At 71.6% G+C, this 21,264-nt stretch carries 19 protein-coding genes; 5 read left to right on the top strand and 14 right to left on the bottom strand.

The features are described 5' to 3' along the window. The first annotated feature begins 35 nt into the window (after window positions 1-35). Window positions 36-1,529 (top strand): purine-cytosine permease family protein, encoded by a 1,494-nt coding sequence (locus M4V62_RS38580; protein ID WP_249591840.1) that lies wholly within the window; start codon window positions 36-38, stop codon window positions 1,527-1,529. A 63-nt stretch (window positions 1,530-1,592) separates the two neighbouring features. Then, window positions 1,593-3,245 carry an amidohydrolase gene (locus M4V62_RS38575; RefSeq protein WP_249591839.1) on the top strand — a complete coding sequence of 551 codons (1,653 nt, stop codon included), beginning with the start codon at window positions 1,593-1,595 and terminating at the stop codon, window positions 3,243-3,245. A 37-nt stretch (window positions 3,246-3,282) separates the two neighbouring features. Here the strand turns inward: M4V62_RS38575 and M4V62_RS38570 are convergent, their stop codons facing one another. From M4V62_RS38570 to M4V62_RS38530, 9 genes are all read right to left on the bottom strand, one after another. After that, complete coding sequence (locus tag M4V62_RS38570; protein WP_249591838.1) at window positions 3,283-4,488, bottom strand: glycosyltransferase; 1,206 nt, start codon at window positions 4,486-4,488, stop codon at window positions 3,283-3,285. Next, complete coding sequence (locus tag M4V62_RS38565) at window positions 4,485-5,273, bottom strand: MerR family transcriptional regulator (RefSeq protein WP_249591837.1); 789 nt, start codon at window positions 5,271-5,273, stop codon at window positions 4,485-4,487. Before M4V62_RS38565 ends, M4V62_RS38570 begins: the two co-directional genes overlap by 4 nt. 67 nt (window positions 5,274-5,340) lie before the next feature. After that, window positions 5,341-7,230 (bottom strand): DUF2264 domain-containing protein, encoded by a 1,890-nt coding sequence (locus M4V62_RS38560; protein WP_249591836.1) that lies wholly within the window; start codon window positions 7,228-7,230, stop codon window positions 5,341-5,343. After that, a complete protein-coding gene (locus M4V62_RS38555; protein WP_249591835.1) occupies window positions 7,227-8,243 on the bottom strand; it encodes a hydroxyacid dehydrogenase in 1,017 nt (338 codons plus the stop codon). Before M4V62_RS38555 ends, M4V62_RS38560 begins: the two co-directional genes overlap by 4 nt. A gap of 45 nt (window positions 8,244-8,288) precedes the next feature. Then, the gene (locus M4V62_RS38550; protein ID WP_249591834.1) at window positions 8,289-9,152 is read right to left on the bottom strand and encodes a carbohydrate ABC transporter permease; all 864 of its coding nucleotides are present in this window, start codon (window positions 9,150-9,152) and stop codon (window positions 8,289-8,291) included. After that, window positions 9,149-10,120 (bottom strand): carbohydrate ABC transporter permease, encoded by a 972-nt coding sequence (locus M4V62_RS38545; RefSeq protein ID WP_249591833.1) that lies wholly within the window; start codon window positions 10,118-10,120, stop codon window positions 9,149-9,151. The genes M4V62_RS38550 and M4V62_RS38545 overlap by 4 nt, the downstream gene beginning before the upstream one ends. 74 nt (window positions 10,121-10,194) lie before the next feature. Next, window positions 10,195-11,526: an ABC transporter substrate-binding protein gene (locus tag M4V62_RS38540; protein WP_249591832.1), complete on the bottom strand. Its 1,332-nt coding sequence runs from the start codon at window positions 11,524-11,526 to the stop codon at window positions 10,195-10,197. A gap of 92 nt (window positions 11,527-11,618) precedes the next feature. Further along, window positions 11,619-12,713 (bottom strand): substrate-binding domain-containing protein, encoded by a 1,095-nt coding sequence (locus tag M4V62_RS38535; RefSeq protein WP_249591831.1) that lies wholly within the window; start codon window positions 12,711-12,713, stop codon window positions 11,619-11,621. Between the two features lie 101 nt (window positions 12,714-12,814). Continuing rightward, the gene (locus M4V62_RS38530) at window positions 12,815-14,335 is read right to left on the bottom strand and encodes a membrane-associated oxidoreductase (RefSeq protein ID WP_249591830.1); all 1,521 of its coding nucleotides are present in this window, start codon (window positions 14,333-14,335) and stop codon (window positions 12,815-12,817) included. A gap of 167 nt (window positions 14,336-14,502) precedes the next feature. Here M4V62_RS38530 and rpmF point away from each other — a divergent pair, with 167 nt between their 5' ends. After that, window positions 14,503-14,673 carry a 50S ribosomal protein L32 gene (gene rpmF / locus M4V62_RS38525; protein WP_249591829.1) on the top strand — a complete coding sequence of 57 codons (171 nt, stop codon included), beginning with the start codon at window positions 14,503-14,505 and terminating at the stop codon, window positions 14,671-14,673. A gap of 19 nt (window positions 14,674-14,692) precedes the next feature. Here rpmF and M4V62_RS38520 read toward each other — a convergent pair whose 3' ends face one another. Beyond that, window positions 14,693-14,929, bottom strand: a complete 237-nt coding sequence (locus M4V62_RS38520; protein ID WP_249591828.1) for a hypothetical protein — start codon at window positions 14,927-14,929, stop codon at window positions 14,693-14,695. 7 nt (window positions 14,930-14,936) lie between these two features. Next, complete coding sequence (locus M4V62_RS38515) at window positions 14,937-15,596, bottom strand: TNT domain-containing protein (RefSeq protein WP_425575154.1); 660 nt, start codon at window positions 15,594-15,596, stop codon at window positions 14,937-14,939. A 306-nt stretch (window positions 15,597-15,902) separates the two neighbouring features. Here M4V62_RS38515 and M4V62_RS38510 point away from each other — a divergent pair, with 306 nt between their 5' ends. Beyond that, window positions 15,903-17,726, top strand: a complete 1,824-nt coding sequence (locus M4V62_RS38510) for a choice-of-anchor A family protein (protein ID WP_249591827.1) — start codon at window positions 15,903-15,905, stop codon at window positions 17,724-17,726. Between the two features lie 60 nt (window positions 17,727-17,786). Here the strand turns inward: M4V62_RS38510 and M4V62_RS38505 are convergent, their stop codons facing one another. After that, window positions 17,787-18,473: a L,D-transpeptidase gene (locus M4V62_RS38505; RefSeq protein WP_249591826.1), complete on the bottom strand. Its 687-nt coding sequence runs from the start codon at window positions 18,471-18,473 to the stop codon at window positions 17,787-17,789. Between the two features lie 28 nt (window positions 18,474-18,501). Further along, a complete protein-coding gene (locus tag M4V62_RS38500) occupies window positions 18,502-18,888 on the bottom strand; it encodes an STAS domain-containing protein (protein ID WP_249591825.1) in 387 nt (128 codons plus the stop codon). A 408-nt stretch (window positions 18,889-19,296) separates the two neighbouring features. Between M4V62_RS38500 and M4V62_RS38495 the strand changes: the two genes are divergently transcribed. Then, entirely contained in the window at window positions 19,297-20,490 is a 1,194-nt protein-coding gene (locus M4V62_RS38495) for a lactonase family protein (protein ID WP_249591824.1), read from the top strand. Here the strand turns inward: M4V62_RS38495 and M4V62_RS38490 are convergent. Then, complete coding sequence (locus tag M4V62_RS38490) at window positions 20,487-21,155, bottom strand: HalD/BesD family halogenase (RefSeq protein ID WP_249591823.1); 669 nt, start codon at window positions 21,153-21,155, stop codon at window positions 20,487-20,489. The genes M4V62_RS38495 and M4V62_RS38490 overlap by 4 nt on opposite strands. Window positions 21,156-21,264: the final 109 nt, after the last annotated feature.

The following is a 21,264-nucleotide window of genomic DNA, read 5'->3' as shown; positions in this document are numbered from 1 at the left end:
TTCAAAGTCTGGGTGCCGGAGAGTGAGGTGCTCGCATGGCGCGACAGGCCGCGGATTCCGCCGGGACGACAGCCGAGGCGGCAGCCGGGACGGCGGTGGGGACGACAGCAGGGACGACCACCGGGCTCGGCACGGGCGTCACCAGCGACGAGGTGTTCCGGGTCGAGACCCACGGCATCGACCCGATCCCTGACGAGGACCGGCACGGCAGCGCCAAGGATCTGTTCTGGCTCTGGTTCGGCTCGAATCTGACCTTCACCTACGTCATCAACGGCGCCCTCGCCGTCAGCTTCGGCCTCAGCTTCTGGCAGGCCACCGCCGTGGTCGTCATCGGCGGGCTCTCCTTCTTCGCCATCAGCGCGGCAGGCCTGAGCGGCATCCGCACCGGCACCGCGACCCTGGTCATCTCCCGTGCCGCCTTCGGCGTACTCGGGAACTTCCCCGCCGGACTGCTCAACTGGGTCGTCTCCATCGGCTACACCATCGTCAACACCGTGGTCGGCACGCTCGCCCTGGAAGCGCTCTTCACCGACCTCGGCTGGACGGGCGGCGGGGACGCGGCACGCGCCCTCGCCCTGACGGTGACCCTCGCGATGACCTTCGCGGTGGCCATGTGGGGGCACGCCACCGTGCAGCTCGCCGAGCGCTGGATGGCGTACGTGCTCGCCGCCGGCTTCGGGGTGCTGCTCGTCTTCGTGCTGCCCGATGCCGACTTCGGTGCGGCATCGGGCGGTGGCGCGGGATTCTCCGGCTGGACGCTCGCGTTCGTGGTGATGCTCGCGGGGCCGTTCTCGTACCTGCCGATGCCCGCCGACTACACCCGCTATCTGCCCCGGGACACCTCACTGCGCTCGATCACCGTCACCGGCGCGCTCGGCGGTCTCGTCTCGTCCGTGGCGCTCGGTGTCGCGGGCGTCGCGGCCGCCACGCAAACCGACATGACGGATGCGGTCGCGGGGGTGGAGGGACTGCTTCCGGGCTGGTTCCAGCCGGTGTTCCTGCTGCTCGTGCTCGGCGGCTCGGTCACCAACTCGATTCTCACGCTCTACTCCTCGAGCCTCAACCTCCAGGTGCTCGGCATCCCCTGGAGCCGTGCGAAGGCCATCGTCATCAGCGTCGCCGTGACGGCGCTCGGCTCGCTCGGCGCACTGTTCCTGACCGACTTCACCGAGTCTCTGCTCAGCTTCCTCTCGCTCCTGATCATCGTGTTCGCGCCGTGGGGCGGGGTGTTCCTCGCCGACATGCTGCTGCGCCGCTGCCGGTACGACACCGGGGCGCTGCACACGACCGGGCGCGACGGTGCCTACTGGTACCGGGCCGGTTTCCATCCCGCCGGGATGGCCGCCCTCGTCGCCGGGATGGCCTTCGCCGCGCTGACCTGCGACTCGGAGCTGTGGACCGGGCCGCTGGTGGCGCCGCTCGGCGGCGGTGACCTCACCTTGCTGGGCTCCGTCGTCGCCGGGTTCACGTACTGGGCGCTCGCCCGCCGCAGCGTGCCCGCTTCCCTGTCGGCCTCCGCCTCCGCCTGAGGCATCCCCGGCCCACTGACCAACCACCCGAACCACCCGTACCGCCCCAGGAGTTCACCTCTCATGACCAGCACCACCCCCAGGCCCGCGGATCTCGTCCTGCGCAACGCCCGCATCCACACCGTCGACCCGGACCTCCCCTCCGCCGAGGCGCTCGCCGTACTGGACGGGCGCATCGCATGGCTGGGCCCCGACGCGGAGGCGGATTCCTGGACCGGCGAGGGAACCCAGGTCGTGGACGGCGGCGGACGCCTGGTCCTGCCCGGCTTCATCGACGCCCACAACCACGTGCGCCTCGGCTCCGACGACGCGTGCGTACAGCTCGCCGGCGCCCGCACCCTGGGCGAGATCCACGACCGCATCCGCGCCTGGCACACCGAGAACCCGGACGCGGACTGGATCGAGGCCGAGGCCTTCGACTACTCCGCGATCCCCGGCGGCCGTATGCCGAACGCCGCCGACCTCGACCCCGTCACCGGCGACACCCCGGCCTTCGTCCTGAGCTACGACGTCCACACCGCCTGGCTCAACACGGCCGCCCTGCGCCGCCTCGGCGTCGACCGCGCACATACGTCGCTGCCGTTCGGCCGCGCCGAGACCGACCCGGCGACGGGCGAACCCACCGGGTTCATCAAGGACTTCGCGGTCAAGGGGCTCTCCCGCGACGGCCACCGTGCCCTGCGCGAGCTCGGTCTTCCGTGGGCGTCGCCCGACCGGCAGTACGGGCGGCTCGCCAAGAGCCTGGACGACGCGATCGGCTTCGGCATCACCACGGTCGTCGAACCGCAGAACTCCCTGGACGACCTGGAGCTCTTCACCCGCGCCCGCGAGGAGGGGCGGCTGCGTTCGCGCATCGTCGCCGCGCTCTTCCATCCGCGCGGCACGACCGACGCCGACCTGGACGACTTCGCGGCCGCCGCACAGCGGTTCGCGGACGACCGGCTGCGCGTCGGGCCGCTCAAGCTGTACATCGACGACGTCGTGGAACCGCGCACCGCCGCGCTCCTTGAGCCCTACTCCGGGTGCGGGAAGCATCGGGGCGACACGTTCTACCCCGCGCACGAGTTCGCGGAGCTGCTCGCGAAGCTGGACGCCCGCGGCTTCCAGTGCTTCGTGCACGCCACCGGCGACCGGGGCATCCGCACGGTCCTGGACGCCGTCGAGCATGCCCGCACCCTCAACGGGCCGCGCGACGCCCGGCACCAGGTCGTCCACGTCGAGTGCCTGGACCCCGCCGACACCCCGCGCTTCGCCGAACTCGGTGTCGTCGCCTGCATGCAGCCGCGCCACTGCGCCCCCGAGATCGCGGGTCCCGGCCAGGACTGGGCCGAGAACATCGGCGCGGACCGGTGGCACAAGGCCTGGCCGATGCGGAGCCTGCACGAGGCGGGCGCGGTGCTCGCGCTCTCCAGCGACTGGAACGTCGCCGAGATGGACCCGATGGCGGGCATCTACACCGCCCTCACCCGCCGCCCCCTCGGCGGCGGCGACCCCTGGCAGCCCACCGAGACACTCGACGTCGAGACGGCCGTCCACGGCTACACGATGGGCTCCGCCCACGCCAACTTCCTTGAGGACGAACGGGGTTCGCTGACCGTGGGCAAGCTGGCCGACTTCGTCGTCCTGTCCCGGGACATCCTGCGCGTACGTCCTGAGGACATCCCGGGGACGAAGGCCGAGGTCGTGGTGGTGGGCGGAGTGGTGACGGTCGGGTAGCCGACCGCGGGCGGACAAGCCGGGGTGCCCCGGCGGTTCAGCCGAGCCGCTCGATCGCCTTGAGGACATGACCGGCGCCGTCCTCCGCGCCCATCCGGCGGGAGACGGCACGGGCGGCTTCCTCGTACGCGGCCTCGCGCACCACACGCCCGAGCTGCTCGGCGAGGCGCTCCGCCGTGAGCTCCTTGAACGGGACGGGTGCGGTGGCCGCGCCGAGTCCGGCGAGCCGCGAGGCCCAGAAGGGCTGGTCCGCCATGACGGGTACGGGGATCGCGGGCACCCCCGCCCGCAGCCCCGCCGCCGTGGTGCCCGCGCCCGCGTGATGGACCACGGCGGCCATCCGCGGGAAGAGGAGCGCGTGGGGCACCTCGTGGACGGTGAGGATGTCGTCGCCGTGCGCCATCAGCCCCGCCCGCCCCTCCTGGAGGACGCCCCGGAGCCCGGCCCGGCGCAACGCGGAGACGGCCAGCTCGCTCAGTCGCGCGCCCTCCCCCGCGGCCATGCTGCCGAACCCGATGAAGACGGGCGGCGGTCCGGCCCGCAGGAAGTCCTCGTAGGGGGCGGGCAGCGGGGTGTCCGGGTCGTGATGCGGCCACCAGTTGCCGACGACGTCGAGACCTTCGCGCCAGTCCGCGGGCCGGGACACCACGGCCGTGCTGAACCCGTACAGGACCGGCCACTCGGCCTCTTCCTGGCGACGCCGCAGGGCACTCAGGGCGGCCGGAGGCAGCGAGAGCCGCGCCCGCAGGTCCGCTGCCGCGTCGGCGTAGACACGGTCGGCCATCCGCAGCGAGAAGCGGCCGAGCGCGCGGTTGGCAGGGCCGCCGAGCGACCTGCCGCCGGTCACCACCGGCGCGAACTCCCTTGTGGGATGGGTGGGTTGCAGGTAGACGCCCAGGGACGGTACGCCCATGGCCTCGGCGAGCTGCCGGCCGAGGGGCGCCGTGGTCGTCGAGAGCAGCAGCACGTCGGCGCCGGGTTCCGCGGCTTCGACGAGCCCGGCGCCCAGCTCCCGTACGAACGCGGCGGCCGTGCGCATCAGCTGCCGCTTTCCGCCACCGCCGCCCGCACTCGTGTCGGCGGGCAGCGGACGGAAGGTGAGCCCGGCGCCGCGCACGAGCGGCGCGAAGGACTCCTGCGTGGCAAGGGCGACGTCGTGGCCCGCTTCCCGCAGCCGGGCACCGAGGCCGGTGTACGGGGCGACATCGCCGTACGACCCGGCGGCGGCCAGCAGAATCCTCATCGGCCCGCCACCTCGCTCCCGCCCTCTTCCGCGTTGGCCCGCACCGCCGCGTGCAGGAACGCGGCAAGCCCGGGCCGCTGCTCCGAAGGCGGTACGACGAGGGCGAAGGCGCGGGGGTCGTCGGCGAAGTCGTCGGCGATGCGCAGGTGCATGGCGGGCGGGCAGGGCGTGAACCAGCGGGTGATGTGCTGCCGGTGCTCCTCGGCGAGGGCCGTGGCGCGCTTCCCCTCGGCGGGTTCGCCCTCGTCGAACGCCTTGATCAGTTCGGCCCGCCAGTGGGCCGCCTCGCCCATGAGCCGGGCCCAGTCCTCCTTGGAGTGGGCCGCGGCACGGCTCATCGCCTCCCTGTGCCCCGCGCTGTTCTCCCACTTGAGCCCGGCCTCGGTGGCGTAGCTCAGGTCGAAGGTGATCTCGCCGAACACCTCGAACCGCTCCTGCGGGCTGAGCCGCACGCCGGTCTGCTGCACCTCCATGGCCCGCTCTGCGACCTCCACCAGGCGGCCCAGCTTGCCGATCTGCTCCACCAGCGCCTTGTGCCGGGCGCGCAGCTGGTCGAGCGCGTTTGCCTGCGGGTCCGCGAGGATCTGCGCGATCTCCTCCAGGGCGAAGCCGAGTTCGCGGTAGAAGAGGATCTGCTGGAGGCGGGCCAGATCGGCCTCGCCGTACAGGCGGTACCCGCCCGGGCTGCGCTCGCTGGGCACGAGCAGCCCGGACCGGTCGTAATGGTGGAGAGTGCGGACGGTGACCCCCGCGAACCCGGAGACCTGCCCGACGGTGTAGCTCATGGACCTCGCCTTTCGTCGCGTACAGCGTGCAGCCTGACGCGACGTGAGGGTCAAGTCGGCCCTGAGCTCACGACCAGCCGTGCTCGACGGTCATCGGCTCGAAGGCGATCCGGGTCAGCGAGCCGTCGTCCGCCCAGCGCACCTCGACCGTGTCCGCCGTGGCGCTCACCACGGTGGCCGCGTCGGCCAAGGACGCGGGTTCCGGCTCCGCGGTGAGCGTGGCCAGAGCCGCGTACACGGCCGTGCCCTGCGCATCGGCCGTGAGCCGCGGCAGGCGGGCCCACCGGGTGAAGGCGGTGCCCTGGGGTGCGCGTTGTTCGTCCTGGCCGCTCCAGCCGTGCAAGGGGTGCAGCGCGGAGAGCAAGGACTCGTCCGGGCCCGTCGCCCAGCCCGTGTGGGTGACGCGGGCGCCGTGCGGTGCGCCGACGACGCGGTGCACGCGCAGTTCGTGGCGGCCCCTGGCCACGGTGACGCTCTCCACGCGCAGCCCCGGCACCATGGGCGGGCCGCTCACGAAGGCCGGGGCGTGCCGGGACGCGGCCCAGCCCCAGCCGTCACCCTGGCCTGCGCCCAGCGGGTGTATTCGGCAGCGGGCGCTGCGCACTCCCGCCACCTCCACGGCGAGGTGGTTGTCCGCGGTGTTGCCGCGTGCCGTGGGTCCTGTCCTGGTGGAGTAGGCCTGGCGGGCGTAGAGCGGGTCCTCGTGGGCCGCCGTCTGGGCCTCGTGGGGGCGCGCGTGATCGCTGCCGTGGTTGTGCAGCCTGACGATCCCGTCGGCGCGGGTGCTCTGCACCAGGAGGCCGGGCGCGGGCAGCGCGAGGACCTGGTCGCGGCTCTCGCTGGGGGCGGGTTCCTCGGTGGCGGTCCACAGGGGGTGGGTGGCCGGTGCCAGGAGACCGACGAACGCCTTCGACGCCCAGTACGGGGACGCGGGGCCCGAGTAGGGCTGGAGGGTCGCCTCGTGCGGGCCGTGCCAGCCGAGGCTGAGCAGTCCGTCGGCACCGACGGAGCCGCGGTCGAGGAAGTAGCGCAGCGATCCGCTGAGGATCCTGCGCGAGGTGCCGGGGGTGAGGGGCGTGTGGCCGGTGAGCGCGCCGAGGGCCACGGAGGCGCCCGCGGCGAAGCGGTAGGTCAGGGAGCGGCCGAAGTGGATCGGGGCGCCGTCGCCGCCGAAGAGGAGCCCGAAGCTCTCCAGGTGCTCGTGCAGGCGGGCGCCGTGCCGGGCCAACTGATCCTCATCGCCTGCGAGTTGGGCGTCGAGCGTCGGGTACAGGTGCAGGGCCCAGCCGTTGTAGTGGTCGAAGGCACGGCCGTCTCCGTCGGCGTACCAGCCCTGGCCGCGGTTCCAGGTCTCCAGGAGTCCGATGGCCCGCTCGCGCGCCCGTGCCGTGCCCGCGTCTCCGCGGCCCACCGACTCCAGGAATCCGGCCACGGTGTACGGGAAGAGGTACCAGTTGTTGGGCGCGGGGACGTGGCGGATCGCGCCGCGCAGCCACTCGGCCGCACGGTCCTGTACGTCGGTGTCGAGCCGGTCCCACAGCCAGGGGCGGGTCAGCCGCAGGCCGAGGGCGACGGACGCGGACTCGACCATCGGCTGGCCCTGGACGTTGTGGTCGAGGATCACCGGCCAGGACTCGGCGTCGTCGCGGCCCGGTGTGCGGGTGCCCGCCGCGAGTCCTTCCGCGTACCGGTCCAGCCAGCCGTGCGGGTCCTTGCCATCGGCGCCCGCCACCCGGAACGCGGCGGCGAGCAGGGTGCGGGCGTATCCCTCCAGGCCGTCCGACCGTACGCCCGACGCGGAGGGCCGCCCCGGCAGGTCGAGGAGTGCGCCGCGCGGAGTCGCCCACTGCCAGGCGGCGCTCAGGAGACCGTCGGCCGCGGCCTCCCAGTGCTCGCGCGTGTAGCCGGTGTGGGGGCTCAACTCCCGGTCGTCTTGGGGCAGTCCGGGGATGCTCATGCGAGGTAGGCCAGCCTTTCGCGTCGTACGGCATGGGCGAAACCGTCGCCCGCGGCCCAGCGGCCGAGCTCGGCGACGGCGAGGTCGGCGAGGCGCCCCCACTCGTTGCCCTGCGAACCGGCCAGGTGGGGGGTGATCGTGACGTGGTCGCACTCCCACAACGGGTGGTCGGGGGGCAGGACTTCGGGGTCGGTGACATCGAGGACGGCGCGGATGCGGCCGGCCAGCGCGGCCTCGGTGAGGGCCTCCTGGTCGAGCACCGCGCCGCGGGCCGTGTTGATGAGCACCGCCTCGTGGCGCATGGCGGCGATCAGTTCACGGCCGACCAGACCTCGGGTGGCGGGCAGCAGCGGCGTGTGGACGCTCACCACGTCGCTGCTCGCGAACAACTCCCCGATGCCGACCGGCCGCACACCCAGCGCCTTGGCCTCCTCGTCGGAGACGTACGGGTCGTGCAGCAGAAGCTGGAGGTCGTAGGGGCGCAGGAGTTCCATGACACGGCGGCCGATCATCGACGCGGAGAGGATGCCGACGCTGCGGCCGTAGTTGCCCACGCCGCGCGAGAGGCCGAGCCAGTCGTCGCGGCGCCGCGTCGCCTTGTACTCCCTGGCCCGCTCCATGACGTGCTTGCCGGTGAGCAGGATCATCGCGACGGTGTACTCCGCCACGGGCAGGGCGTTGGCCGCGGCGGCCGACGACACCTCGATGCCGCGGTCCCAGCACTCCGGGGTGATGTGGCCGCGTACCGACCCCGCGGTGTGGACGACGGCCCGCAGCCGGGGCGCGGACGCGAGCACGGCGGCGTCGAGGGGCGGGCATCCCCAGCCGGTGACCAGGACCTCCACGTCCTGGAGCACGGCGCGGGCCCGGTCGGTGGTGAAGTCGTCAAGGACGGTGTCCGGTTCCAGGTCGCAGACCCGGCCGAGTGCGGCCAGGGCGTCGGGACCGAGCACGGCCGTCGCCGCGTCCCGCGCCATGGCGAGCGCGGTGTGCGGACGGTGGCTGCCGTTCATCAACACGTTCCCTTTCACATGACTCACTGGTGGCTCACTGGTGACTCACTTGACCGAGCCCGCGGTCAGACCCGACTTCCAGAAGCGCTGCAACAGGATGAAGGCGAGGATCAGCGGAAGGACCGCGAGGAGCGATCCCATGATGACCACGGGGTAGTACTCGGGCGAGACGGTGGCCGAGCTGTTCCAGGTGTAGAGGCCGAGACTGACCGGGTACAGCTTCTCGTCCGAGAGCATCACCATCGGCAGGAAGAAGTTGTTCCAGATGGCGGTGAGCTGGAAGAGGAACACCGTGACCAGGCCGGGGCCCAGCATCCGCAGGGAGACGCGCACATACGTGGTGAGCTCCCCCGCGCCGTCCACCCGGGCCGCTTCGAGCACCTCGTCGGGCACATAACCCTGGCTGAAGATCCGCCCCAGATAGACGCCGAACGGGTTGAACAGGACCGGGATGAACACCGCCCAGAAGGTGTCGACGACGCCCGTGGCCGATGCCATCAGATACAGCGGAAGGGCGAGCACCGTCTGCGGCACCATCACCGCCGCGAGCACCAGGCCGAAGGCCTTCTCCTTGTGCCGGAAGCGGTACTTGTCGAAGGCGTAGCCGCAGGCGACGCTCACCAATGCGCTGATCGCGGCGCCCAGGACGGCGTAGAGGAGGCTGTTGGTGTACCAGCGGCCGTAGAGGCCGCCGTCCATGGCGAACAGGTCGCGCAGGTTCTGTACGAAGGAGAAGTCGGACAGCGAGAAGAAGTTGCTGCTGAACAGCGCGTCCCGGTTCTTGGAGGCGGCGAGCACCAGCCACAGGACGGGCAGCAGGGTGTAGAGCACCGCGATGCCGACCACGGTGTTCACGACGGTGCGGCCCAGGAGGCGGGGGCGGTGCGCGGTGAGGGTGTCGGCGCTCATCGCGCGGCCTCCTTCTGGGAGCGGTTGGTCCAGCGGGTGACGCCGTAGGAGAGGGCGACCGTGCACAGGAGCAGGATCACCGAGGCCGCCGCGGCGAGGCCGTAGTTGTTGCGGGTGAAGGCCGCGTCGTAGATGTACATGCTGGGCGAGAAGCGCGAGTTGATCATCGGGGACGACTGGCTGAGCAGCATCGGTTCGGTGAACAGCTGCATCGCCCAGATCAGGGTGAACATGGCGACCATGACGATCGAGGGGCGCACCAGCGGTGCCTTGACCTGGAGGGCGGTGCGCACCGGTCCCGCGCCGTCGACGACGGCGGCCTCGATCACTTCTCGGGGCACGGCTTGCAGCGCGGCGTAGAAGATCACCATGTTGTAGCCGAGGTTGCTCCACAGGGCGATGTTCACGATCGAAGGGAGCACGGTGTTCACGCCGAGGAAGTCGATGTGGATGTCACCCTTGGAGAGCACGTCGACGACCGGACTGAGACCGGGCGTGTAGAGGTACAGCCAGATGAGGGCCGCGATGATGCCGGGCACCGCGTGCGGCAGGAAGAGCCCCAACTGGGCCCAGGCGCGCAGCCGTACGACGCCCGAGTCGAGCAGCAGGGCGAGGGCGAGGGCCCCGATCACCATGAACGGGATGTAGATCAGGCAGTACAGGGCGACCGTGCCCAGGCTGCCCAGGAAGGTCGGGTCGGTGAGGACGGCGGTGTAGCTGCGCAGGCCGACGAAGACCGTCTTCTCCGGTCCGAAACCGAGACCCGGCTGATCGTCGCTGAAGAAGCTCAGCCAGACCGCGGTGCCGACGGGTATCAGGAAGACCGCCACCAGCAGGATCAGGAAGGGGGCCATCAGGACACCGCACGCCACATGTTCACGGCGCCGGGCACGCGTGCGTGCGCCGCGGGCGGGGACCGGGGCGTCGGCGGTGCGGGTGGCGCGGGCCGGGGGCGCGGTCGTGGTCATCGGGGGTCACCTGCCTTTCTGCTGGTGCTCGTCGCGATGCGGGGTCTCTTGGCGTGCCGGGGTGTTCGGGCCGGTCATGTGCTGTGCTCGGTGATGGAGAGGCCAAGAGCCTTGAGGTCCGGCATGGTTCCGTCGTGCGCGGCGCGCACGGCGTCGATGAGCGAGCCCTTGCCGCCGCCGGCGCGCGCGAAGCCGTCCTGCAGCACTCGCTGGGTGGCGGTCATGCGCGGGCCCCAGACCCAGCCGTCGCCGATCGTCCCGGCCTGTTCCTCGAAGAGGCGGTAGATGTCCTGGCCCGAGTAGTAGGTGCGGTCGAACGCCTTGCGGCCCACGGGGACCAGGTCGGGGACGGCCGGGTACTGGCTGCTCGTGCCGCTGGAGAGGCGGGCGCGCAGGGCGTCGGGGTGCGAGACCTGCCACTCGATGAACTCCATGGCGGCTTCGGGGTGTCGGCTGTCCTTGGTGACGGCGAAGGTGGAGCCGCCGTGGGTGCCGACGACGGGGTTCTCGGGGTCCCACTGCGGGAGCGGGGCGATGGCCCACTGACCCTTCTGGCCCGGCCTTGCGTTCATCTGCGAGCCCGCGTCCCAGGCGCCGGTGAGCCGGGCCAGGATCAGTCCCTCACCGAGCTGCGCGTCGTGGTGCCTGCTCTCGCTGGCGTTGACGAAGAGCAGGTCCTCGTCGATGAGCCCCTGCCAGTACGCCGCGACCTTCCGGGTCGGCCGGTCCGTCAGCGACACGTTCCAGGCGCCGTCGCGGGTGTCGAACCACTGGGCGCCCGCCTGCCACGCCCACGCGGCGAACTGGGTGCCGCCGTCGGTGGGGAAGAGCGCGAGCCGCCGGTCGCGGTCCTTGTCCCGCACGGTGCGGGCGGCCTCGGTGAACTCCTCCCAGGTGCGCGGGACTTCGATCCCGTACGACTCGAACAGGTCGGAGCGGTAGTGGAGCACCATCGGCTCGACGTCGAGCGGGACGGTGAAGACCCGCTTCTCGAAGGTGGTGAGGCCAAGTGCCTGCGGAAGGAGCTTGGCGCGCAGCCGGTCACTCATCAGTGAGGTGATGTCCCGGGCGACGCCGTCGATGGCGAAGCCGGGGACCTGGGGGTACTCGATGGTGGCGACGTCCGGGGCGTTTTGGGCCCGGGCCGCGTTGCTGAGCTTGGCGTATCCGCCCATGGCGCCGGACGGGATCTGCTGGAACTCGACCTGGATGCGGTCGTGGGTCTTGTTGAACGCGTCGACCACTTCCTGGCTTCCGCGCAGTGCGGACCAGAAGGTGATGCGTGTGGTGCCGCCTTTGCTGCGCGACGTGCTGCCCGTGCTGCCCGAACAGGCGCTGAGCGCACCTGCCATGGGAACTGCGGCTGTCACGGCGAGCAGGGACCGGCGGCTCGGTCGACCAGGCATGGGTGCCTCCCGCGGCTCTTGTTCGGGACACCGGGAATCCTGATCGCGTGAACGTTGCCGGTCAATAGACCGATCAAAAGAAACTGAAGCGGTCAAACGATCCCTGGATGTGTCGCGGATCCACGGACCTTGAGCTCCGGCAGAAGCTGCACGCGCTGCGTCGTCCCGGCGCCCGGCCCCGCCAACTCGTCCAGCCTGCGCAGCAGAAGCCCGGCCGCCGTCCGCCCCACCTCGTGCTTCGGCGGGGACACGGCGGTCAGCGGCGTGCTGCCGAGCGCGGCCACCACGTCGTCGTACGCCACCACCGAGCAGTCCTGCGGCACCCGCACCCCGCGGTCCATGAGCTGCTGCACGAGCATCAGGGCGTCCACGTCGCCGTGCAGCACGGCCGCCGTCGCCCCGCGTTCGCGGAGCCGCGCCGCCAGGTCCAGTGGTTCGCGCACCCTGCCGGGGCCCGCGCCCGCGGCGCTGAGCATCACGGACCAGTCCTCGATCTCGGGCCGGGACGCGGCGATCTCGGCGAAGGCAGCGCGCAGCGCCCTGGCCGTCGGGCTGTCGTCGCGGGCGGCCAGGACGATCCGCCGGTGGCCGAGCCCGACGAGGTGGTCGACGGCGAGATGGATGCCGTACCAGTGGTCGGTGCAGACCGAGTCCATGGCGTGCAGCGCACTGCCCGCGCGCGGGCGCCGCTCCATCAGGACCGTGGGTACGCCCGACGCGGCGAGCCAGGCGTAGTCCGCCTCCTCCTCGGCCGCGGTGCGCCAGCGCGGGGCGATGAGGAGACCCCGCACGTCCTCGGCCAACACCCGCTCGACCAGCGGCCGTTCGGCGCCCTCCACCTGCGGTGCGATGTGCAGCGCGACCCGCACCCCGGCCTCGTTCAGGACGCCGCGGGCCCCGTGCATCGTCTCGTACAGATAGGTGTGCCGCTCGGGCACCATCAGCGCCACGGCCCCGCCGCTCGCCGGCGGCTCGGCAGGCGCGGAGCTCCGTTCCACCGGCCCGACCGACCGCGCAGTGCCGTGCCCGCGCCGCAACTTGCCCTCCCGGGCGAGGTCTTCGACGTCCCGGCGCACGGTGATCACCGAGACCTCTAGATCGTCGGCGAGATCACTCAGCCGCGCCTCACCACGCGACTCCACGACGGCGAGTATCCGCTGCCGCCTGACATCCCTCGGCTCCCGCATGCTGCCGACCCCCTAGCGACGTACCCATCGGGTGTTCGTTTGAGCGTTTCGCTGGAGGATATCGATCATTGCCCCGTCCGTGTCCAGGTCGGCGATGTTCGTCACTGGCGGCTGAGCGAGCGCGTGATGCCGGCCGCGACCGTGGTGACCAGGACCCAGCCCGTGGCGATCAGCAGATACGAGAGCCACTGGTAGCGGCCGTCCGGCGCGAAGGCCGACTCCTGCCCGAAGCCGATGATCGGAAGGAGCAGGTCAAGGGTGTAGAAGACGGGGTTGAAGTGCGGGGCCTCGTCGGACTTCAGCGGGCGCGGATGGTGGAGGGCGAAGGCGACGGCGCCGGTGAGGAGCAACACCAGCAGCCACCCCGCGGCGCGCATCGGGCGGAATCCGTAGCCGACCGTCACATCCTGAAGGTGGCCCCAGATCCTGGCGTACGCGGGCAGGGTGCGCCGGTGGCGGCGGAGCTTGGCCAGCTGCACGGTGCGGGCGGCGGCCTCGTCGCCCACCGTGCGGTACGCGGCGGCCAACTGCTCGTAGCTCTGCGGGAGATAGCCGGTCGTCTCACGCTCGAGGAGCGGCAGCCGCTGCTCCGCGGGCAGGTCAGGGGCGAGCCTGCGGTAGCCGAGGCCATCGAGCTTGACCTGGTCGGGCCACACCTCCGGGGAGACGTACAGCAGGTCCAGCTGGGAGCGCCGCAGGTTCACGGTCCCCTGGATCGGAGCGGCCTCCCGCAGCCACAGCTCCCCGACGACACAGCTGCTGGCGCGCAGCGCCGTCCCGCCGGGGTGGGAGAGGCGGGCGTGGGCCAGATTGACGTGCCGCGGGATTCTGGCGCCGCTCAGGTTGACCGTGCCGCGGGCGCGCAGCCGCTTGGCCCGCAGATCGGTGCCGACCGACAGGGTCTCGACGTCCAGGGCGATCTCACCGGGGCCGCCGCCCACTTCGGCGCCGTCGAGGTTGACCTGGCCCCCGACGGTGGCTCCGTTCATCCGGACCTGGCCATGGGCCACCAGGCCGGGGGCCCATACGTCGGCGCCGATCACCGCGTGGTTCAGCTGGAGCACCGCTTCCGCCGCGGTTTCGGGGTCCGGCGCGTCCGGCGCCCCGGGGTCGTGCGGGGTGCCCAGCTCCGCCCCGTTGGCGAAGAAGGCGCCGGTGATCTGCGCGCCCGCGAGCCGCACGGGGCCCGCTATCCGGCAGCAGGTGATCCGCAGGGCCGACTCGACCCGGAGGGTGCCCGCCTTCAGCCCCGGCAGAACCGAGTCGCCGAGCGCCAGCGTGCGGACCTGGGCCCCGTACAGGTTCGGCGCCTCATCGAAGTGGCAGGACCGCAGCCGTACGGGCTGCTCGACCGTCCCGTACATGAGGTCGAGGCACCCGGTGATCCGCGCGCCCGTCAACTTCATGCCGGCGATCTCGCCGTCCTCCGTCGGCCCGTTGAGCAGCAGCGCCCTCAGCACCTCGGCGCGCACGGTCCGCTCGGGCCCCCAGGACCCACCGGTCCCGGGATCGTCCTCGGGGCTCTCACGGACCTCGGGGCTCTCGCGGAAGTCGACGCCCTCGCCGAGCGGAAACGCCTGCCAGACGCGGCGCTCCGCGGGTGTCAGGTCGGTGATCTCCATCGCCGGGATGCTGTCGCGGACGTGTTCGAGCTGTCAACTCCGGTCCCTTGTGCGCCCCTTGGGATCACCTGCCCGTCCGCGCGGAACCTTGGGCGGAACCTTAATTCGAAATGGGATCCATTTTCATATAGCCTCGGCACCGCACCGCCGAGAGAGGACCCGAGCCCATGGCCGTACCCAAGCGGAAAATGTCCCGCAGCAACACCCGCCACCGCCGAGCCCAGTGGAAGGCCAGCACCCCCCAGCTCGTGCCGGTCACCGTCGACGGCTCCGCCTACCTGGTGCCCCAGCGGCTCGCCAAGGCGTACCAGCGCGGCTTGCTGCGCCCCGAGGGCTGACGGGCGCGGCCCCGATGCCTCACAGCAGCAGGCGCAGCAGCTGCGCGCACGCCTCCCCCTCGTCCGTGTGCCGGGCGAGGGGATGGTGCGTTCCGCGTTCGTACGTTCCGGTCTCCCACGCCTCGCCGTCCTCGGTTCTCCGCAGGTAGACGAAGTCGGGGGGCGTGGGGGCCGGTTCGTGGACGCCCTCGATCCAGTAGTAGCCGTCGGCGACACCGGCCTCGCGCAGCACGGTGGGCAGTCCACGGATGTCCATCGGCGCGCTAGTCGTTCGCGGGCTCGAGGTAGCCGTGCTCCAGCAGCCACTTCACGTTCAGACGCTGACCCTCGCCCGGGTCCAGGAAGACCGGGTCGAGCTTGATCTGCTGGCCGCCGCCGGGCTGCGCGAACCAGGGGGCGATGCCGCCCTGCCAGACGTGGAACGGCTTGCTCACCTCGTAGACGCGGTAGTCGCAGGCGACCGCGGCGTCACGGGTGTTGAGGTTCTGCGGGGGCAGCGCACGCTCGGCGTACGAGTCGCCCGCGGGGGCCAGGAAGGAGCCGTACTCCGATCCGAAGCGGTCGAGGAGCTCGCCCTCCTCCAGCTCCTCGGGATGCTTGTCGACCTGGCCGTTGGCCGTCTCGAAGCCGTCGTTCGGCGGGTACTTCCAGCCGCCCGATTCGGCGGGTCCTTCCCAGTACTTCTTCAGGAAGGACGACGGCGAGAGGCCACCCGTGCGCTTCCATCCCTTGAGCAGCGGGCCGACCGGCTCCTGCCACTTCTTGGGGAGCCACTTCGGGCCGAGGCGGGCGTCCTTGTGGAACTCACCGGTGCAGGGCTCGTGCCGCGCCGAGGACGACGGCTTCGGCTCCGCCACCGCCGTCGCCGTGGGTGCCGCCGCCATCGCGGTCGCCACGCCCAATGCAGCCAGCACAGTACGCATCCGGATCACAGAACTGCGGTCCACTCAGCAACTCCTCGCGTATCCACGGGAAACAGAAACAGCTCGCACAACGTATCCGAGCAGTGGCTCTCAGTGGTCAACTTCCGTCACGGCGAGCCAGAACCGGCCATCGGGCCCCGGCGGAGGTGGTTCCGAGCAGGCCCTCACCCCACCGGGGGCCGCCGTGAGAGTGGAAGTTCGCCCGCTCCCACCAGGACGCGGCCCTGCCGCCCCGGGCCCGGCGGGAGGCTGTCGCAAGCTGCCGGTAAGGAGCCTTTCCTATCGCCTGAGGAGCTGGTTATCGACATGCCCGGAATGTTCCACACGCATCGTGCCGGACGTCTGCTGACGACCTTGAGCTGCGCGTTCGTCGCCGCGTCCGTTCCGCTGTTCCCCTCCGGGAACGCCTTCGCCTCGGCCGGGGACCCACCCGCCGACCGGGCCGTGGCCGCGCCGCTCCCCGGAGGTCTTGGACCCTGCGTACCGGGCAACTGCCCTCCGGGCCCGTACCCGCCCATCGACAATGGCTCGATCGTGTTCCGCGACAACGCCATCAACGTCTTCGCGGGCGGCGACTTCCGGGTGCGCGGGAGCGCGGCGGAGGCCGAGGGGCGCGTCGTCGTCCTCGGCGACTTCGACCAGGACAAGGCGGACGGGGCCGGCGGCGCCTACAACGTCGGCGAGGCGGGCGTAGGCTCCCGGGTCGCGCCGCCGGTCGGTTCCGACTGGCTCACCACCGGGGGCGGCATCACGATCGGGGCGGGCGAGCGGCTCCTCGCCGAGCAGGGGGTCGTACGTCACGCGGGCGCGGCGAGCGGCACGATCACGGCCCAGGACGTGACCGAGGACCCGGACGCGGCGGCGCCGTACACCGCGCTGCGCGGTCAGCTCAACGCGGCCAGCCAGTGCTACGCGCACGGGGAGGACGGCACGCGTACGCCGACCGGTACGGCCGTGCACGGGGGCGGCGAGACCGTGTTCACCGGGGACGGCACATCGGCGCTCCAGGTGTTCAACGTCGACTTCGACCTGGCAGGCGCGAGCGGCGGGCAGGAGGGCATCCGGTTCCTGAACATCCCGGACGGGGCGACGGTCCTGGTCAACGTGCTGGGCACGCAGCGGGTGGTCAACACGTACAGCGGCGGCATCGACGACGCCACGGACCCGCTCAACAGGCTGCGGGAGCGCCTGCTGTGGAACTTCCCCGACGCGACGGACGTGGAGATCAAGGGCACGGGGCAGTTCCAGGGCAGCGTACTGATCGGCCAGAACGCGTCGGACACGACGGTCAGCGTGCCCGGCATCAACGGACGCTTCTTCACGACCGGTTCGCTCACCCACACCAGCGCGAAGGGTGGCGGCGGCGGCCAGGAGTTCCACAACTACCCCTTCGTGGGTGACCTGCCCGAGTGCGGGGCCGAGCCGACGGTGACCGGCACGGTCGAGGTCGCCAAGAAGGACGCGGAGGGCGGGAAGGCGCTGTCCGGCGCCGTCTTCGAGCTCTGGCAGGAGACCAACGGAGTCCCCGGCGTGCAGACCTCCGGCGACAGCCCCGACACCCAGGTCGGTGCTCCGTGCACCACGGACGGCCAGGGCGAGTGCAACCGGACGGTGCCGCTCGGCACGTACTACTGGGTGGAGACCAAGGCCCCGAACGGATACGCCCTGCCCTCCCCCGCCTCCTTCGGTCCGCTCGTCGTGACCGCGCAGAACGCGGGCGACGGCGTCAAGGTGACCGCGAAGAACAAGAAGAAGACACCCAATGACGACACCAGGGGCGACCTGCACGTCCGCAAGACGGACCGCACCACCGGCCGTCCGCTGGCCGGGGCCGTGTTCGAGCTCTGGCGCGAGACCAATGGCAAGGACGGTCTGCAGACCGCAGGAGCGGACCCGGACACCCGCAGGGGACAAGGGTGCGCCACGGACAGCCAGGGCCGCTGTGACTTCACCGACCAGCCGCTCGACTCCTACTACCTCAGGGAGACCGCCGTACCGGACGGCTACCGCCTGCCCTCCCCCTCGGTCACCGGCCCCTACCGGCTGACCAAGGAGAACGCCGGCAAGGGCGTCACCGTCCGGCTCAGCAATGTGCGGGACGACACGGGCAAGAAGGGCAGCAGGAGCTGAGCCTCACCCGGGGCTCGGGTGAGGCCCGGGTGAGGCCCAGCACCGGCGGCCGGCGGTGCGTCAGCCGCCGGTGCCGGGCTTCGTTCCCCACACGTAGATCCGGTCACCCTTGTGCAGCAGCCGGTAGAGCCGCTTCGCGTCCGCCACCGTCAGGTTCACGCAGCCGCCGGATCCGGACGAGAAGAGGTCGTGCCGGGTGCCGTGCAGGGCCTGGCCGCCGTTGAAGAACTGGGCGTAGGGCATCGGCACCTTGTAGATCGTCGAGAAGTGGTCCCGGTGCTTCCAGAAGATCCGGTGCCAGCCGCGCCGCGTCTCCAGGCCGTCGCGCCCGCTGCGCATCGGCACCGGCGCGAATTCGAGGCGCCGCCCCGCCTGCACCCAGAGGAGCTGCCGGGTCAGGTCCACGCAGACCACTCGGTACGCCCGGGACGGACAGCCCCGGCGGGCTGCGGGGTCACGCCGCACCTTGTCGGCGACCACCGTCCGGTACGTCCGCAGCGAGGCGCGCCCGTCGGCGGGAGAGACGCCGAGGCGCTGCTGCAACCGCCGGATCGCCGCGCAGTCCTCCGGCGACTGGATCCCGTCGACCGGTCTGCGCAACTCTCGCTCCAGCTGGCGCTGGTAGGGGGCGGTACCCGCGGTGCACGGCGGCTCGGGGCGGGCGGACGCGGCGGCTGCCGGGATGGCGGGCAGAGCGAGGAGCAGGGCGGTCGCGGCGAGGAGAGAGCGGGCGAAGGGGTACGTCATGTAATCAGATTTGCCGCTTGCGCCCGTTCTAGGCTGGTCTGTTCAGGTTTCCCTCACAGTCGCCGGGCACGTCCAGGTCGGCGGGCATGCCGTCCAGGACGGTGAAACTGCGGTCGAGGCGCGTAATACGCAGCACCCGCCAGACGCGCGGACTGCTGCGCACCAGCCGCAGGGAGCACCGCCTCGCGACGGCCAGGCCCTTGATGCGCACCAGCAGCCGCAGGCCGCCGGCGTCCAGAAAGGACACCTGCCGCAGGTCCACCACCACGTCAGCGCCTGGCGGGTCCAGTAACTCCGCTATGCGCGGCGCGAGTTCCAGGTCCGCCCAGGCGTCCAGTTCGCCGCGGAACGTCAGAACGATCGATTCGTCCACCACACGGTGGTGCAGCCCAAAGCCCGGGTCGGGCGTGCCCATGGTCCACCCCCCAATTTCACTACACCCCGCATACTAAGAGTTACGACAACGCGAGCGGCGCGGCCCTGAGGTCGGCGCCCGACGCCGCCGGGGACTGGGGCGGCACCGCGAATGGCATCTACATCTTGCCCGCTCAGAGCCAGTTCATACCTCGGGGTGGCATCCTCGGCCACCGTGCGGCGCATATTCGCGGTTGACCTGCCGCAGTTACTCTCCGTGTTCTAAGCGCGGTGCGCGACACCGATCGCGCGCCGCGCCAGAAGGGCATGGACGCCCGACACCGGACTTCGTCCGTCAGCGATCTCGGCATTGCGCAGAATGCAACTCGGGTTGCGCCTCTTGATCGTGGGGATTCTGGGCATCACTCTGTCTGCCACACGCGTCACTACCGACACTCGAGGAGCGGACATGGCGGCAGAGATGAACAGCGGGTCCGACAGCCGGTCCGAGGCGAGCGGCTGGGGGCGGCGCGGATTCATCGGAGCCGTCGCCGCCACGGCTGCCGCCGCCGCTGTCGCCACGCCCGCATCCGCCTCGGCGTCCGCCCTCTCCCCCGAACGGCCGCCGCGCCGCACACGGCAGCTGTTCCTGGGCACGTACACCAGCCAGTCCGGCGGCGGCACCGGCCTCGGTCTGGCGACGTACGACGACGCGACCGGACGCATCACCGGCACCGGCACCCTCGCCGGCGTACCCGATCCGTCCTACCTCTGCCTCCATCCTTCGGGCCGGACGCTCTACGCCGTCAACGAGCGGGAGAGGGGCGGTGTGACCGCGATCGCGCTCTCGGCCTCGGGTCCCGAAGTCCTCGGCTCGCGAGGCACCGGCGGTGCCGGGCCCTGCCATCTGTCCGTGCACCCGAGCGGGCGCTGGCTGCTCAGCGCGAACTACCTCTCGGGGAGCGTGGCCGTCCATCCGATCCAGGGTTCGGGCGCGCTGGGCGAGTTGACCGACTCGGTCACCCACTCCAGCCCGCCTCCCGGCCCGGGGCAGGACGGGCCGCACGCGCACCAGATCGTGACCAGCCCGGACGGCGGGCACCTCCTGGCCGTCGACCTGGGCAACGACGCCGTCTACAGCTACCGCCTCGACACGAAGAAGGGGAAGCTCACCCAGGTCTCGTACGCCACCCTGCGACCGGGCGCGGGACCGCGCCACCTCACCTTCCACCCCTCCGGACGCTTCGCCTATCTGGCGAACGAGGTCGACAACACCGTGGTCGTCTGCGGGTACGACCCCGCGAGCGGGCGGCTGACGCCGGGTGCGCCGCAGTCCACCGGGACGGGCGAAGGCACGAGCTATCCGGCGCAGTTGCTCGTCACGCGCGAGGGCGCCTTCGCCTTCCTCGCCAATCGCGGGCACAACAGCCTCACGCGGTACGCGATCGAAGAGGGCGGCGCCAGGCTGCGGCTGCTCGACACCGTCCCCGTCGGCGGGGACTTCCCCCGGCACATCGCCTTCTCGCCCTCCCAGCGACTGCTGTTCGCGGCGAACCAGAAGTCGAGTTCGGTGAGCGTCTTCCAGGTGGGCAAGGACGGCCAACTGCGCCTGACGGGCGCGCCGTTCGCGGCACCGCTGGCCGTGTGCGCGCTGCCGGTCTAGGGCGCGTACAGGTGGGAGGCCGTCGACGTGCGCGCTTGTTGCCGGTCAGGGGTGGTGTAGGCGAAGTTCAGCACCGTGCGGCGGATGCCCGGCCTGCGCAGTGCGGTGACGCGATGGGCCGTGGTGTCGGCCCGCAGGAGGTAGCCGTCGCCGCTCCTGTGGTGCGCCTGGGCGGCGGCGGTGTGCAGGGCGTCCAGGACGCCCGTGCGCGGGGTGTAGTGCAGCAGGCCGCCGTCTGCCGGGTCGTCCGGCGCCTCGATGAAGAGCACCAGGGCCAGGGGGTAGTCGTCGGTGTGGGCCCCGTGGGTGTCGCCGGGCCGGTGCAGGATGTTCAGGACGTGCCGCTCCAGAGGGTCGGCGACCTCGACCGCGGCCAGGGACGCGACCGCGCCGAGCCAGGCCAGGAGTTCGCCGTCACCGTACAGACGCGGGATCAGGACGGATTCCCTGGCGATGGTGTGGCCGCCGAGGGTGGTCATGTGGCGGGGCGAATCGTCCGTCGACGCCATGGCGAAGTCCCTGCGCACCGCCAGCTTCTCCAGCCGCTCCACCTCCCGCGTCAGCTCCTCCAACAGGTGCGGCGGGATGAGCGACGGCAGTCGCAGATACCCCTCGGCGGCGAAGTGATCGCTCAGCGGCGGGACGTGGCCCGGTAAGGAAAGCACCGGGCGGACCTACCCCGGCCCGCGGCGGGACAACCACCATGCCTCACCGGCGCCGCACGCCGACACACGCCGCCGCACGCCGAGGGCAGGGAAGGGAGGTGTGCTGGAC

The sequence above is a fragment of the Streptomyces durmitorensis genome, from assembly GCF_023498005.1.
Classification (GTDB): domain Bacteria; phylum Actinomycetota; class Actinomycetes; order Streptomycetales; family Streptomycetaceae; genus Streptomyces; species Streptomyces durmitorensis.
This window is presented reverse-complemented; position numbering and strand designations above follow the sequence as displayed.